Source organism: Methylosinus sp. is20ea, from assembly GCF_059718135.1.
In genome coordinates, this window is sequence record NZ_AP046088.1 from 325,128 (window position 1) to 338,655 (window position 13,528).

Annotated in this window: 13 protein-coding genes; 11 read left to right on the forward strand and 2 right to left on the reverse strand. The window is 66.2% G+C overall.

The genetic code is table 11. The annotated features are described in order from the left end of the window. The first annotated feature begins 84 nt into the window (after positions 1 to 84). Both AC6IY7_RS01615 and AC6IY7_RS01620 read left to right on the forward strand, forming a co-directional pair. Positions 85 to 1,176 carry an AraC family transcriptional regulator gene (locus tag AC6IY7_RS01615; RefSeq protein ID WP_497781251.1) on the forward strand — a complete coding sequence of 364 codons (1,092 nt, stop codon included), beginning with the start codon at positions 85 to 87 and terminating at the stop codon, positions 1,174 to 1,176. 273 nt (positions 1,177 to 1,449) lie between these two features. Further along, positions 1,450 to 1,701: a helix-turn-helix transcriptional regulator gene (locus AC6IY7_RS01620; RefSeq protein ID WP_497781253.1), complete on the forward strand. Its 252-nt coding sequence runs from the start codon at positions 1,450 to 1,452 to the stop codon at positions 1,699 to 1,701. A 64-nt stretch (positions 1,702 to 1,765) separates the two neighbouring features. Here AC6IY7_RS01620 and AC6IY7_RS01625 read toward each other — a convergent pair whose 3' ends face one another. Both AC6IY7_RS01625 and AC6IY7_RS01630 read right to left on the reverse strand, forming a co-directional pair. Beyond that, a complete protein-coding gene (locus tag AC6IY7_RS01625) occupies positions 1,766 to 2,728 on the reverse strand; it encodes a transglycosylase SLT domain-containing protein (RefSeq protein ID WP_497781256.1) in 963 nt (320 codons plus the stop codon). Positions 2,729 to 3,098: 370 nt separating this feature from the next. Next, positions 3,099 to 3,560: an outer membrane protein assembly factor BamE gene (locus AC6IY7_RS01630; protein WP_497781257.1), complete on the reverse strand. Its 462-nt coding sequence runs from the start codon at positions 3,558 to 3,560 to the stop codon at positions 3,099 to 3,101. A gap of 250 nt (positions 3,561 to 3,810) precedes the next feature. Between AC6IY7_RS01630 and AC6IY7_RS01635 the strand changes: the two genes are divergently transcribed. The 9 genes from AC6IY7_RS01635 (at position 3,811) to purF (ending at position 13,506) form a co-directional block, all read left to right on the forward strand. After that, a complete protein-coding gene (locus tag AC6IY7_RS01635) occupies positions 3,811 to 4,473 on the forward strand; it encodes a YceD family protein (RefSeq protein WP_497781259.1) in 663 nt (220 codons plus the stop codon). 249 nt (positions 4,474 to 4,722) lie between these two features. Beyond that, a complete protein-coding gene (gene plsX, locus AC6IY7_RS01640; protein WP_497781260.1) occupies positions 4,723 to 5,772 on the forward strand; it encodes a phosphate acyltransferase PlsX in 1,050 nt (349 codons plus the stop codon). Further along, positions 5,769 to 6,758 carry a beta-ketoacyl-ACP synthase III gene (locus AC6IY7_RS01645; RefSeq protein WP_497781261.1) on the forward strand — a complete coding sequence of 330 codons (990 nt, stop codon included), beginning with the start codon at positions 5,769 to 5,771 and terminating at the stop codon, positions 6,756 to 6,758. The genes plsX and AC6IY7_RS01645 overlap by 4 nt, the downstream gene beginning before the upstream one ends. 232 nt (positions 6,759 to 6,990) lie before the next feature. Next, positions 6,991 to 7,386 carry an integration host factor subunit alpha gene (locus AC6IY7_RS01650; RefSeq protein WP_497781262.1) on the forward strand — a complete coding sequence of 132 codons (396 nt, stop codon included), beginning with the start codon at positions 6,991 to 6,993 and terminating at the stop codon, positions 7,384 to 7,386. 70 nt (positions 7,387 to 7,456) lie between these two features. Beyond that, positions 7,457 to 8,677, forward strand: coding sequence for an MFS transporter (locus tag AC6IY7_RS01655; protein WP_497781263.1), 1,221 nt, complete (start codon positions 7,457 to 7,459; stop codon positions 8,675 to 8,677). Next, positions 8,670 to 10,088, forward strand: coding sequence for a DNA repair protein RadA (gene radA, locus AC6IY7_RS01660; RefSeq protein WP_497781265.1), 1,419 nt, complete (start codon positions 8,670 to 8,672; stop codon positions 10,086 to 10,088). Before AC6IY7_RS01655 ends, radA begins: the two co-directional genes overlap by 8 nt. A 389-nt stretch (positions 10,089 to 10,477) precedes the next feature. Next, the gene (locus AC6IY7_RS01665; RefSeq protein WP_196409193.1) at positions 10,478 to 10,753 is read left to right on the forward strand and encodes a hypothetical protein; all 276 of its coding nucleotides are present in this window, start codon (positions 10,478 to 10,480) and stop codon (positions 10,751 to 10,753) included. A gap of 530 nt (positions 10,754 to 11,283) precedes the next feature. After that, complete coding sequence (locus tag AC6IY7_RS01670) at positions 11,284 to 11,964, forward strand: CvpA family protein (protein ID WP_497781269.1); 681 nt, start codon at positions 11,284 to 11,286, stop codon at positions 11,962 to 11,964. A gap of 39 nt (positions 11,965 to 12,003) precedes the next feature. Continuing rightward, positions 12,004 to 13,506: an amidophosphoribosyltransferase gene (purF, locus tag AC6IY7_RS01675; RefSeq protein ID WP_497781271.1), complete on the forward strand. Its 1,503-nt coding sequence runs from the start codon at positions 12,004 to 12,006 to the stop codon at positions 13,504 to 13,506. Positions 13,507 to 13,528: the final 22 nt, after the last annotated feature.

Below are 13,528 nucleotides of genomic sequence, written 5' to 3' on the forward strand. Positions count from 1 at the left end.
ACTCGGGCAAATCCCCCGATCGATCGGCCTTGGTGAGCCGATAGGGAATGTTATCGTCCGGCCGCTGGCGACGCTTGCCAGGACATGCCGAAAACGCCCGGCCATGGCGCGCGAGGGCAGATGCGACAAACCGGCTACACACGCGCGAGCACGCTGGGGCCGATCGCCGAGGTCGTCACCGCTACCGGCGGCTCGATCGAGCGCGTGTTTCGCCGCGCCGAGCTGCCTATCGGCCTGCTCGAATCGCCGGACACGCTGCTGCCGCTGCGCGATCATTGCAGCCTGCTCGCGGCCTCCTCCCGCGAGCTCGGCGACACGGCCTTCGCGGCCCGCCTCGGCCGCCGCACGTCGATCGCCGGCCTCGGCGTCTATGGCAAATGGGTGACGCAGGCGCCGACGCTGCTCGAGGCCATCCATCGCGCCGGGACGAGCCTGCCACATATGCTGCAGAGCGCGACGCGGCTAGTCCTACGACGACAGGGCGAGGAGGTCGTCTGGTCCTATGAGCTCGACGACCCCGCGACGGAAGGCCGGCCGCAGAACGAGATGCTGGCCGTCTGGTATATGATCGCGCTCGTGCGGCATTTCGCCGGCGCGCGCTGGCTGCCGCGCCGCGTGATGCTCGGCGGCGTGCCGGCGAGCGCGCGACGATCGATCGGCGAGCAGATGGGCGCCGACATCGTGCTCTGCGACGCCCCGGGCTCGATCGTCTTCGACCAGCGGCTGCTGATGACGGTCAATCCGCGACTGGGCGCGGGCGACGGGCTGGGCGCCGACGAGATCGCCCGCATCTTCGACATTCCGGCGCCGGACGATCTTCCCGGCAAGATCGGCGTGCTGATCGAGCTGGAGCTGCTCGGCGGCCGCCCCACGCTCGAGACCGTCGTGCGGCGCGCCGGACTGTCGAAGCGCACGCTCCAGCGTCGGCTCGGCGATCTCGGGCTGAGCTACGCAGATCTCCTGCGCGACACGCTCCAGCGCCGCGCGATTGGTCTGCTGCGCCGGCCGGAGCTCTCGATCACCGAGATCGCCGCCCGGCTCGGCTATAGCGATCCGGCGCATTTCACCCGCGCCTTCGAGCACTGGAGCGGCCTCGCGCCCAGCCGCTGGCGCGAATTGGCGAGAGCCGATGGACAGGCGCTTTCGAAATCGAGACTGACGCAGCATGCAGTTTAAAAGCGCCCGCGACCACTGCGGTGTTATCTATTTTTTAACACTTGATCCCCTATGGTCAGGCTCCCTTATTGAATCATGGATAGGGTGAAATGACCAAAAGCGCGAAATATGTCCAAAAACCCGACATCCAACATCCGGACTTTCTTCAAAACGTAGCGAGGAACGGCTTTCATCGGATTATCCACAGGGCTCGAAGTTTCAGTTTCAACTTTCTCAAAGCCCGATTTGAGGCCAGCGATTCGACAACCACCATCGAACCGTTCGGGAACAAACATGTTGGTCGATGACATCAGGGAGTGGAGACGCAGGAACAAATTTACCCAAGATGCGCTTGCATTAGCCCTGGGCGTCTCCAGACAAACGGTCGTTGGTTGGGAGAAGTCTGAATATCCCCCGTCAACATTGGTTCAACTGGCGCTGCTAGCACTAGAGAATCTTCCTGAAAAATGTTCGTTGGTTGCCGGAAGCAGACTGTCATCTTCAGAACAACGACACGCGCGTCAAAAGAATTCAATGGCTGATTGATAACTAGGATTCTCACGAAAAAGGCGGCCCGCGGGCCGCCTTTCTCACTTTCCTCGAACGAGGCTCACTCGGTATAGGCGAGCGCCGCGGCCGGCAATTGCCGCTCCACGCCTTTGTAACGATCGGAGCGCTTGCCCATCATCGTCTCGAAGGCCTCATGCACTTCGCTCACCGACTTCGGCTTCATCTTGCGGCCCTCGCGGGCGAAGAAGATCGGCTTATTGGCGCGGGCGGGCCGCGGCAGCAGCTTGGCGGCCGGCGAATTGGGCGCCTCCTCCACCTTCGCCATGAAGCGCGCGGCGTCGTCCGGCCCCAGGAAGTGGATGAGATAGGTCTCGCCCGCCGTCAGCGGCCGGCCGAGGCGCTCGGCGATGCGCTCGCCGTCATGCTTCAGCATCTCGGCCGCGAACACAGCGGAGAGATAAGGGTCGTTGCGCATGGCGAGGATTTCGGAGCGCTTCTGCGGCGCGACGCGATAATCGCCGCCGATCGCCTGCGCCGCGGCTTCCTGGCCATGGCTGCGGCCGAACATGCGCACGGCCTTGAGCCAGGTCGAATCGATGAACTGGAACAGACCGCTCGCCGAAGAGGTGCTGGCCTTGGCCTTGGGCGCGAAGCTCGACTCCTTGTCGGCTATGGCCATCAGCAGCGCCGGATCGGAGCCCGTGGTGCGGGCCGCCTGCACGACATGCTCGACAATGGCGCGGGCGACGCGCACCGGACCAAATTGCAGCACCGCCGGCGCCGCGCCGGCCATGCCGGATGGAGCCTCGTCCGCCGCGTCGGCGGAGCCGGACCAGGCCTTCACCGCCTCGCCTATGGCCTCGGCCGCATCGGCGTCGAGAGGTTGATCGGTGAGACCGCGATTGGTCAAGAAGAACAAAGGCGGCGGCGCCCGCCGGCTTTGCGCGCCGGCGCGCGAAGCCTCCGACAGTCTGAACCGACCCCAGCCGTCCGGCATAGACAGCAGCGCAGCCACCAGAGCGAAGGCGAGAGCCGACGCTATGGCGAAAGCGCGCAGGAGCATGTGAACGGATCCGTCGGCCCCCGTGAGGGGGCGGTCCGCGTCTGCGCGGTTGAGCACGGGCAGAAAGCGCGACCATTTCGGCGCCGACGCTTCGCCGCGAACGGCAGGAGCTATCGCTTCGAAAGACACTCTGTTTCATTCCTCGCTGTTGTTTGGACGAGACAGAGGCTAGCAACCGCGAGGGGCGAAAAATCGACTGCTCGCGTCACGCGAGCGTCACATTCGGGCAGGGCTCCGTAATTCCCGCAAGCCCTTAAAAATGAAGCGATCCGCTACGTACGGAGGGCGGCCGCCGAATCGCCCGCCACATTGGCGCCAAATCGACACAGCCACGCTTCTGGTTGAAAAAGCTCGATTTTTTGTCGAATGCTCAGAAGCTCGTGAGCTTGCCCAGCATATTGCGGATGAAATTGAACTCGGCGCCGGCGGTCGGCGTCGTGCGGGTGACGAAATCGACGACCTTGCCGTCCTTCAGCCCATAGTCGGCGATGCGCTGCACTTTCTTCGATTTGTCGAAATAGACCGAGAGAATGTGCTGATCGGCGACCTCGGACGGCAGGAAGGCGAGCTCGCGCTCGATTCGCTGGCTGACATAGTACCAGGCGTCGCCGCCGATCGTCGATGTCGTCGACGGCGTGCCGAGCAGAGCGAGCACCTGCGGCGCCGCCATGCCGACCTTCACCTGCGCGACCTTGCGCTCCTCGATGACCGCTCCGCGATTGATGACGCCGTCATAGCCGAGGCAACCGCCGAGCGGCGCCGCGAGCAGCGCGAGGGCGGCGAAGCGACGGGCGTGTCGCGATACGACGACGAGCGAACCCAAAGACCCCATTTCCGTCTCCGCGCTGAGCCTCGCTCTCGAGGCCGACCTCTATCGCGACAATGTTCGAAACGTTGCCTAACTCTCGCTCCGCGCGAAAGCAAGCGGCGACGCCTCCGGCGCAACCCTCGGGCTGGCGTCCGAGCCTCTTCGACCGTATCAATGGCCGGAAAATGGCGAAGCTTCGACCAATGGGCGCGGCGCCCATCTATATTTATACAGCGCTGGCCGACGCGACCGCGTCGGAGAGAAGGAGCGGCGAATGAGCGACGATCTGCAATTGCCAAAAACGCCTTTCTCACGTCCGCTCGCCGCGGTCGACGTTCCCGAGGACGGGCTGGAGCTCGCCATCGCCGCCGATGCGAAGGAGCGCGCGGCGCTCGCCGAGGCGGATGGCCTGCCTGCGCTGAACCGCCTCGAGGCGAAGCTGCGGGTGACGCCCGCGGGGCGCGGCGGGCTGCGCGTCGCCGGCGAGCTCGCCGCCGATCTGCACCAGATCTGCGTGGTCACGCTCGAGGAATTCGACGCGCGCGTCGTCGAGCCGATCGAGGTTTCTTTCGCGCCCGAGGCCGCGCCGCCGGCGCAAGATCGTCACCAAGATCGGCGCCAAGACCGTCACCAAGAACGCATGTCGCGACGCCGGCGCGAGGCGGAGCCCGAGGAGCCGAAAGAGCCGCGGACGAGCCATATCGCCGATCTCGACGAGGACGCGCCCGACCCGCTGGTCGACGGGCGAATCGATCTCGGCGCGATCGTGGCCGAATTTTTCGCGCTCGCGCTCGACCCCTACCCTCGCAAGCCGGGCGCGCGCTTCGCCGCGCCCGAGGCGGCGACGCCGGAGGAGGAGGAGGAGCCGCAGGCTCCGACCAGAGCCTCGCCTTTCGCGCGCCTGCGCGACGCGCTCGACAAGGAGGACGGAAACTAGAGGAAGCGCGAGCTGCGGCAGGAATTGCTCTTGCGCTGGCGCCGCGCAAATGGCAATTCGTCAGCCGCTGGCGCCTTGGGCCGGCGGCGAGCCCGGTCCGTGTCGAAAGATCGCGGGGAACCGAGGAACGAGCGGACCAAAACGGCTCCGCTTCGCCGCGTCTTTCGCGCGACCGGCGGCCTCGTGGGACGGAACATAGCTGGCCGCGCGGACTTTCGTGATTCGTAACAGGTCGGGAGACGAGGCAGAATGGCGCAGCCCATTCGCATAGCGGTGGACGCCATGGGCGGCGATCATGGTCCGAAGGTCACCATAGCCGGCGCCGCCATCGCTCACGACCGCCACCCCGACAGCAGCTTCCTGCTGTTCGGCGACGAGGCGTCGATCCGGACCGAGCTCGCCGTGCATCCGCGCCTCGCCCGCGTCGCGACGGTCCGCCATTGCGACGTCGCCGTTCGCATGGACGACAAGCCGAGCCAGGCGCTGCGCTCGGGTCGCCGCGTCTCCTCCATGTGGCAGGCGATCGAGGCGGTGAAGAAGAACGAGGCCGACGTCGCCATCTCGGCCGGCAACACCGGCGCGCTGATGGCCATGGCCAAGGTCTGCCTGCGCACCATGGCCAAGATCGAGCGACCCGCCCTCGCCTGCCTGTGGCCGGCTCCGACGGCGCGCGGCTATTCCATCGTGCTCGACGTCGGCGCCTCGATCGGCGCGGACGCGCGCCATCTCGTCGATCTCGCCGTCATGGGCGCGGCGATGGCGCGCTCGCTGTTCGACATAGAGCGGCCGAGCGTCGGCCTGCTCAATGTCGGCGTCGAGGAGATCAAGGGCGTCGAGGAGGTCAAGACGGCCTCGCGCCTGCTCAAGGAGTACGACCTCCCCGATCTCGACTACCACGGCTTCGTCGAGGGCGACGAGATCGGCAAGGGCGTCGTCGACGTCATCGTCACCGAGGGCTACTCCGGCAATATCGCGCTGAAGACGGCGGAGGGAACGGCGACGCAGATCGTCGACTATTTGCGGCAGGCGATCGGCAAGTCCTGGCTCGCGAAGATCGGCTATCTGCTGGCGCGCGGCGCCTTTCGCGAGCTGCGCGACAAGCTCGACGTGCGCAATATCAATGGCGGCGTGTTCCTGGGCCTCGAGGGCGTCGTCATCAAGAGCCATGGCGGCGCCGACGCGCTGGCCTTCGCCCGCGCCGTCGAGATCGGCTATGAGATGGCGCATCAAGGCCTGCTCTCGAAGATTCGCGACATGCTGGCGACGAGCCGCCGCGACGACCAGGAAGCCGCTCAGTGACTCTTTCCTCGCGCCCTCTGCGCTCTGTCGTCGTCGGCCTCGGCAGCTATCTGCCGAGCCGCATCCTCACCAATGAAGAGCTCGCCGCCACTGTCGACACCAGCGACGAATGGATCACGCAGCGCACCGGGATAAAGGAGCGCCACATCGCCGCGCCGGGCGAGACGACCTCCATGCTCGGCGAGAAGGCCGCGCGCGCCGCGCTCGCCGACGCCGGACTCGGTCCCGAGGACATCGACCTCATCATCGTCGGCACCTCGACGCCCGACTATACTTTCCCCTCGACGGCGACGCAGATCCAGGCCGCGCTCGGCGTCACGCGCGGCGCCGCCTTCGATCTGCAGGCCGTGTGCTCGGGATTCGTCTTCGCTCTGGCGACGGCGGAGAAATTCCTGCGCTCGGGCTCGCACAAGCGCGCGCTGGTCATCGGCGCGGAGACCTTCTCGCGCATTCTCGACTGGAAAGACCGCACGACCTGCGTGCTGTTCGGCGACGGCGCCGGCGCCATCGTGCTCGAGGCGCGCGAGAGCGAGGGCTCGCTGGCCGAGCGCGGCATTTTGACGACGCATTTGCGCTCGGACGGACGCCATCGCGCCAAGCTGCATGTCGACGGCGGCCCCTCTTCCACCGGCACAGTCGGCCATTTGCGCATGGAAGGCAAGGAAGTCTTCCGCTTCGCCGTCGGAATGGTAACGGATGTCGTTACCGATGCTTTCGCGGCGACGGGCGTCACCGCGGCCGATCTCACCTGGTTCGTGCCGCATCAGGCCAACCGCCGCATCATCGACATGTCGGCGGCGAAACTGGGCATAGCGCCCGAAAAAGTGGTCGCCACAGTGCATTTGCACGGCAACACCTCGGCCGCCTCCATCCCCCTCGCTCTGTCGGTCGCGCGCGACGATGGCCGCATTCGCCGTGACGATCTCGTGATGCTCGAGGCGGTCGGCGGCGGCTTCACCTGGGGATCGGCGCTCATCCGCTGGTGAGCGGCCCGGCGCCCCTTGTCGCCCGGGTCACGAAAACTGCAACCTGCGCTTGATTTCCTGCGTAGTTTCTGAAAAATAAGCAAATTGAGTTTTTCGCTCCTCGCGATGAGCGCCCGCGGCGGCTTGTCGCGATCGACCGCGACGAAACTTCTCCCGCGAGAGTTGTCACAAATCAGAAAAAGAAATCGAACCTGACGATGTTAGTTTTCGTTTTGAATCCATAAGGTCGATCATGTCTCAAAATGTTTCTGAAAAAGCTGCGCCGGCAGTCGAAGAGTTTTCCAGGGAAAACGCCATTTCCAGCAACGCGCCGTCACCACAAGCGCATCACACCGTCACACGCGCCGATCTCGCGGACGCCGTGCATCGGCGCATCGGCCTGTCGCGCGCGGAATCGGGCGAATTCGTGGAAGCCGTGCTGTCCGAGATTTTCGACGCCATCATCTCCGGCGAGGATGTCAAGCTCTCGTCCTTCGGCTCCTTTCACATTCGCTCCAAGGGCGAGCGCGTGGGCCGCAATCCCAAGACCGGCGCCTCCGCGCCGATCACCGCGCGCCGCGTCGTGATGTTCAAAGCGTCGAATGTGCTGCGGGCGCGCATCAACGGGCAGCGCGCGACCGAAGAATAGAGGCGCGCGCTTCGCTTTCGCTTGCCGAAGCGGTGATCGGCGACCTACAAGCGCGCCCATGAGCAATCCCATGAGCGAGCGAGCCCCGGACACTGCGCAGACGATCCGCCGCGCGGCGCATATGCCTTCCGCCGTCTGGGCGCTAGGCGTCACCTCTCTGTTCATGGATTTCTCCTCCGAGATGATCCACGCGCTGCTGCCGGTCTATCTCGCCGGCACGCTCGGCGTCGCCATCGCCGAGATCGGCTGGATCGAGGGCGTGGCGGAGGCGACGGCGCTCGCTGTGAAAGTCGTCTCCGGCCGCGTCTCCGACATGATCGGCCGCCGCAAAGGGCTGACGCTCTTCGGCTATGGCCTCGCCGCGGCGACAAAGCCGATCTTCCCGCTCGCCGGCGGCGCGGCGGAAGTCATTGCGGCGCGCATGCTCGACCGGCTCGGCAAGGGATTGCGCGGAGCGCCGCGCGACGCGCTGATCGCCGACGTCACCACGCCGGAGCAGCGCGGCGCCGCCTATGGCCTGCGCCAGACGCTCGACACGGTGGGCGCGGTGATCGGCCCGCTGGCGGCGATCGGCCTGATGCTGGCGACGCATGACGACACGCGCTTCGTCTTCTGGATGGCCTGCATTCCGGCGCTGGTCTGCGTGCTCGTGCTCGCAGTCTTCGTCCATGAGCCGGAGGAGACGCGTCCGCCCGCCTCTGGACGCAAAGCTCTGCTCGCGGGATTTTCCGAGCTGCCGCGCGCCTTCTGGCTGCTGCTCGCTTTCGGCGCGCTGCTCGCCGCGGCCCGCGTCGGCGAGGCGTTTCTGGTGCTGCGGGCGACGGGCGCGGGCTTGCGCATCGCCTTCGCGCCGCTCACCCTCGTCGCAATGTCCTTCGTCGCCATGCTCGCCGCCTATCCGGCGGGAAAGATCGTCGACCGCTGGAGCGAGCGCCGGCTGCTCGTCGCGGCGAGCGTGACGCTGGCGATTTCGGAGGCCGTGCTCGCGGCGTCATCGGACATCGCCGTCGTCTTTGCGGGAATAGCGCTGTGGGGCCTGCATATCGCGCTGGCGCAAGTGGCGTTCTCGGCGCTGGTGGCCCGCGCGGCGCCGGCGCATCTGCGCGCCACCGGCTTCGGCGTCTTCGGCCTCGCCAACGCGGTGGCGGTGATCGCCGGCAATGTCGCCTTCGGCGCGCTGGCCGAGACGAGCGGCCAGGGCTTCGCCTATGGCTGCGCCGCGGTCGCCGCGCTGGCGCCGCTGGCGCTCATCCCCGCCATGGCGCGCGGAGGCGACGCCCACCGTGGCTAAAACGCGCCAGACCTTCGTTTGCCAGAGCTGCGGCGCGGCGACGAGCCGCTGGCAGGGCCGCTGCGAAGCCTGTGGCGAGTGGAACAGCATCGTCGAGGAGACTGGCGCGGCCGGCGGCGGCTTCGGCCCGGCGGCGCGCGCGGGACGCGGCCGGCCCTTCGCGCTCGAGGCGCTCGCCGGCGACGCCAGCCCCGCCCCGCGCATCGCCACCGGAATAGAGGAGTTCGACCGCGTGACCGGCGGCGGCTTCGTGCCGGGCTCGGTGGCGCTGCTCGGCGGCGAGCCCGGCATCGGCAAATCGACGCTGCTGATCCAGGCCTGCGCGGCCCTCGCGCGGCGCGGCGAAAGGGTGATCTACATCTCCGGCGAGGAGGCCGCCGCGCAGGTGCGGCTGCGGGCCGACCGCCTGGGGCTGTCGAGCGCCCCGGTCGAGCTCGCCGGCGCGACCCAGGTCGAGGATATTCTCGCCACCTGCTCCACCGGAAAACGCGCCGCGCTCATCGTCATCGACTCGATTCAGACGATGCATACGCAGACCGCCGATTCGGCGCCCGGCACGGTGACGCAGGTGCGCGCCAGCGCCCAGGCGCTGCTGCGCCACGCCAAGCTCAGCGGCTCCACCGTGATTCTCGTCGGCCATGTGACCAAGGACGGTCAGGTCGCCGGGCCGCGCGTCGTCGAGCACATGGTCGACGCGGTGCTCTCCTTCGAGGGCGACAGCGCGCATCATTTCCGCATGTTGCGCGCCTCCAAGAACCGCTTCGGCGCGACCGGCGAGATCGGCGTCTTCGAGATGACCGGCGCCGGCCTCGCCGAGGTCGCCAATCCGTCCGCGCTTTTTTTGGCCGGCCGCGACGCCACCGCGCCGGGCGCCGCCGTGCTCGCCGGCATGGAGGGCCAGCGCCCCATGCTGGTCGAGATCCAGGCGCTGGTCGCGCCGACCTCGCTCGGCACGCCGCGACGCGCCGTCGTCGGCTTCGATTCGAATCGCCTGTCGATGATTCTCGCCGTGCTGGAGGCCCATGCCGGGCTGAAGCTCGGCATGCATGACGTCTATCTCAATGTCGCCGGCGGGTTGCGCGCGGACGAGCCGGCCGCCGATCTCGCCGCCGCCGCCGCCCTCGTCTCCTCGCTGACCGGCGCGACCCTGCCCGCCGAGCTGCTGTTTTTCGGCGAGATCGCGCTCTCGGGCTCGGTTCGCCCGGTCATCCACGCCGGCGCGCGGCTGAAGGAGGCAGGCAAGCTCGGCTTCCGCCGCGCGGTTCTCCCGCAGGCCCAGCAGACGACCGACGAAGACAAGAGCACGGGCGTCGCCCTGTCGCATTGCGGCCATGTCGCCTCGCTGGTCGCCGACATCGCCAAAGATTCGGTCGGCGCGCGCGAGCGCGGCCGCCCGCCGCGACGCCCCTGAGCCGTCGAATTTTTCGTTTTCGCGCGAATTCTCGTCGCTCGACATGTTCCGCTCGAGTCAAAAGAACTCTTTCCGTAAATGCAGAATACGTAGCCGCGGCCCGGATGAATACGTATTTCTGCTTGCGACTCTGCACATTCTTCACAGGAATGACGACGTAGACACAGATTTATCGGTGAAGCGCCGCCCGCGGATGGTTGCAGAAAATTAACCATGAGCAATAATGATTTCATTCAGCGAATCACGCGTTTTTCAAGTTTCCACGAGGCCGAACGATGCAATCTCGGGAATTTGCGGAGACGAGCAGAGAAATCGCCCGCTGGAGTGAACCATTAGTGGCCGATCGAATATTCAGTGTCTATGAGACCTGGTTTCGAGGACGTCGGCAGATGTGGGACGCTCTCGGACGACAGCATTGCCGCATGTGGCGAAGCCTGCTCGAAGGGGAGCCGCTGATGGCGAGGGACGCGCGCGACGATCTCGTGCGCCTCGCCCGGCGCGCCAATATAGAAGAGCGCTCGCTCGAGGCCATAGACGAGACGGTGATGGACGAGCTCTTCCGCGTGATCCTGCGCCGCTGGCAGGGCCGCGACGAAGCGCGCCTCCACGGCATGGCGCTGATGATCGCCGCCTCCACGCTGGGCGAGATCCGCCGCGCCGCCTGAGCGCTCTATAGCGTTTCCAGCCGAAGTGGACGCCGGGTCGGCGTTGGAAACGCGTCAAAAACATAGAGTCTTTCCCTGTTTCCATGAAACGGGGAAAGACTCTGGCGTTTCCAGCCGAAGCGGGCGCCGGTTCGGCGTCGGAAACGCGTCGAGAGAAAAGGCGGTCGCCCTGCTTCGTCCGCCGCGTTTCTCGCAAATGCCGCAATCGCGGGGTTTGTATCCGGCCGCGCGCGCTTGTGGACAAACAGCGCCGCCCGCGCCGGGACGTGACGAACTATGGCCGCTCCCTTATACTCGGCGTCGAGATTCCGACGGCACGACGAACGCGCCGGCCTCGACCTTCGGCGGAGCCCTTCGCGAGCCTCGCCCGAGCGCCGAGCGCGCCCCAAGGGATTCACGCCAGAGCGCTTTTCGCTCGAACGGAATCGTTCGAGCGAACCGAATTCGCTCCAAATCGAATTTAGACCGGTTTCTGGTCCAATCGGACCGAAAACGGGTCTAGAGAAGACGAAACACGAGAGGCCTTGCACATGCCGTCCTATCTCGATCTCGCCGTCACCATAGTGGTGCTGGTCTCGGGCCTGCTCGCGCTGCTGCGCGGCTTCACGCGCGAGGTGCTGGCCATTTTGTCCTGGGTGGCGGCCGCAGCGGCGGCCTATTACTTGCATCCGCTCCTCGTGCCTTATGTCAAACCCTATGTGCCGAAGGACAATATCGCCCTGCTCGCAGCGGCGGCGATCGTCTTCTTCGCCACGCTCGTCATCGTGTCGCTGTTCACCGTGAAGCTCTCGGATGTCATCCTCGACTCCAAGATCGGCGCGCTGGACCGCACGCTGGGCTTTCTGTTCGGCGCGGCGCGCGGGATGCTGCTCGCCGTGGTGGCCTTCCTGTTCTATGCTTGGCTGGTGCCGGACGCGAGCCAGCCGGAGTGGATCAAGAATGCGCGCACCAAGCCGGTGCTGCAGGCCTCCGGCGACAAGCTGCGCGAATATCTGCCCGACGACATCGAGGGGCTCGTCGCCAAGATCAAGACCAAGAAGGCCGGCGTCGGCGCGGAAGAGCCGCCGGCCGAGCCCGAGAGCGACAAGCCCGACGCCGAGCCCGCGCCCGAAAAGCGCGGCGATCTTACAAATCATCCGTCCGTCGCCACATATGGCGCGAACGAGCAACAGAAACTGGACGCCCTCGTCTCCGGGCGAAAAGCGCGCTGAGCGTGGGCGAGTGGGCGTGACGCCCGAGGAGAGAAGCGAATGAGCGGTTCGGACTTGGACGGCGGCGGCGGGCGTCCTTCCATGTCGAACACGTCGGACGACGATCTCGACGGCGACCGGCTCCGCGAATATTGCGGGGTCTTCGGCATATTCGACCATCCCGAGGCGACGGTTCTGACCGCGCTCGGACTGCACGCGCTGCAGCATCGCGGCCAGGAGGCGGCGGGCATCGTCGCCTTCGACGGCAAGCGCTTCAACTCGGAGCGCCGCCTCGGCCTCGTCGGCGATCATTTCTCGCATGAGAGCACGATCAAGCGCCTGCCCGGCAATTCGGCGATCGGCCATGTCCGCTATGCGACGACCGGCGAGACGATCCTGCGCAATGTCCAGCCGCTGTTCGCCGAGCTCAACACCGGCGGCTTCGCCATCGGCCACAATGGCAATCTCACCAACGCCCATACGCTGCGCCGCGATCTGATCGAGGAAGGCGCGATCTTCCAATCGACCTCCGACACGGAGGTGATTCTCCATCTGGTGGCGCGCAGCCGCAAGACGCGGCTGGTCGAGCGCTTCATCGAGGCGCTGCGCTCGATCGAGGGCGCCTATGCGCTCGTCGTGCTCTCCAACAAGAAGCTCATCGGCGCGCGCGATCCGCTCGGCATTCGCCCGCTCGTCATCGGCGAGCTCGACGGCAAATATATTCTCGCCTCGGAGACCTGCGCGCTGGACATCATCGGCGCGCATTTCGTGCGCGATGTGGAGAATGGCGAGGTCGTCATCATCTCGGAGGACGGGCTCGAGAGCGTCAAGCCCTTCCCGCCGCAGCAGATGCGCCCCTGCATCTTCGAATATATCTATTTCGCACGCCCCGATTCGATCGTGCATGGCCGGCCCGTCTATGAGGTGCGCAAGGCCATGGGCGCCGAGCTCGCCCGCGAGCAGAGGATCGAGGCCGACGTCGTCGTGCCGGTGCCCGATTCGGGCGTGCCCGCCGCCATCGGCTATGCGCAAGTGTCCGGCATTCCCTTCGAACTCGGCATCATCCGCAATCACTACATCGGCCGCACCTTCATCCAGCCGACGCAATCGGTGCGCGAGATCGGCGTGCGGCTGAAGCACAGCGCCAATCGCTCCGTCGTCGCCGGCAAGCGCGTGATCCTCATCGACGATTCGATCGTGCGCGGCACCACTTCGGTGAAGATCGTGCAGATGATGCGCGACGCCGGCGCGCGCGAGGTGCATTTCCTCATCTCCTCGCCGCCGATCACCAATCCCGATTATTACGGCATCGACACGCCGCAGAAGGAGAAGCTGCTCGCCGCGACGCATACGCTCGAGGAGATGCGGCAGTATATCGGCTCGGACAGCCTCGCCTTTCTGTCGATCGACGGCATCTACCGCGCCATGGGCGAGGAGAAGCGCGACCCCGTGCGGCCGCAATTCACCGACCATTGCTTCACGGGCGATTATCCGACGACGCTCACCGATGTGACCGAAGAGCGCGTGCGCACGCAGCTGTCGCTGCTGGCGGAGGCGAGCTGAACGGAAATGAATTGACGCCTCT

Coding starts and splice junctions, on each gene's coding strand:
- plsX (WP_497781260.1), top strand. CDS start 4,723: ATGGCGCAGCCCATTCGCATAGCGGTGGACGCCATGGGCGGCGATCAT.
- AC6IY7_RS01665 (WP_196409193.1), top strand. CDS start 10,478: ATGTGGGACGCTCTCGGACGACAGCATTGCCGCATGTGGCGAAGCCTG.
- AC6IY7_RS01670 (WP_497781269.1), top strand. CDS start 11,284: ATGCCGTCCTATCTCGATCTCGCCGTCACCATAGTGGTGCTGGTCTCG.
- AC6IY7_RS01630 (WP_497781257.1), bottom strand. CDS start 3,560: ATGGGGTCTTTGGGTTCGCTCGTCGTCGTATCGCGACACGCCCGTCGC.
- AC6IY7_RS01625 (WP_497781256.1), bottom strand. CDS start 2,728: ATGCTCCTGCGCGCTTTCGCCATAGCGTCGGCTCTCGCCTTCGCTCTG.
- purF (WP_497781271.1), top strand. CDS start 12,004: ATGAGCGGTTCGGACTTGGACGGCGGCGGCGGGCGTCCTTCCATGTCG.
- AC6IY7_RS01615 (WP_497781251.1), top strand. CDS start 85: ATGCCGAAAACGCCCGGCCATGGCGCGCGAGGGCAGATGCGACAAACC.
- AC6IY7_RS01650 (WP_497781262.1), top strand. CDS start 6,991: ATGTCTCAAAATGTTTCTGAAAAAGCTGCGCCGGCAGTCGAAGAGTTT.
- AC6IY7_RS01635 (WP_497781259.1), top strand. CDS start 3,811: ATGAGCGACGATCTGCAATTGCCAAAAACGCCTTTCTCACGTCCGCTC.
- AC6IY7_RS01620 (WP_497781253.1), top strand. CDS start 1,450: ATGTTGGTCGATGACATCAGGGAGTGGAGACGCAGGAACAAATTTACC.
- AC6IY7_RS01655 (WP_497781263.1), top strand. CDS start 7,457: ATGAGCGAGCGAGCCCCGGACACTGCGCAGACGATCCGCCGCGCGGCG.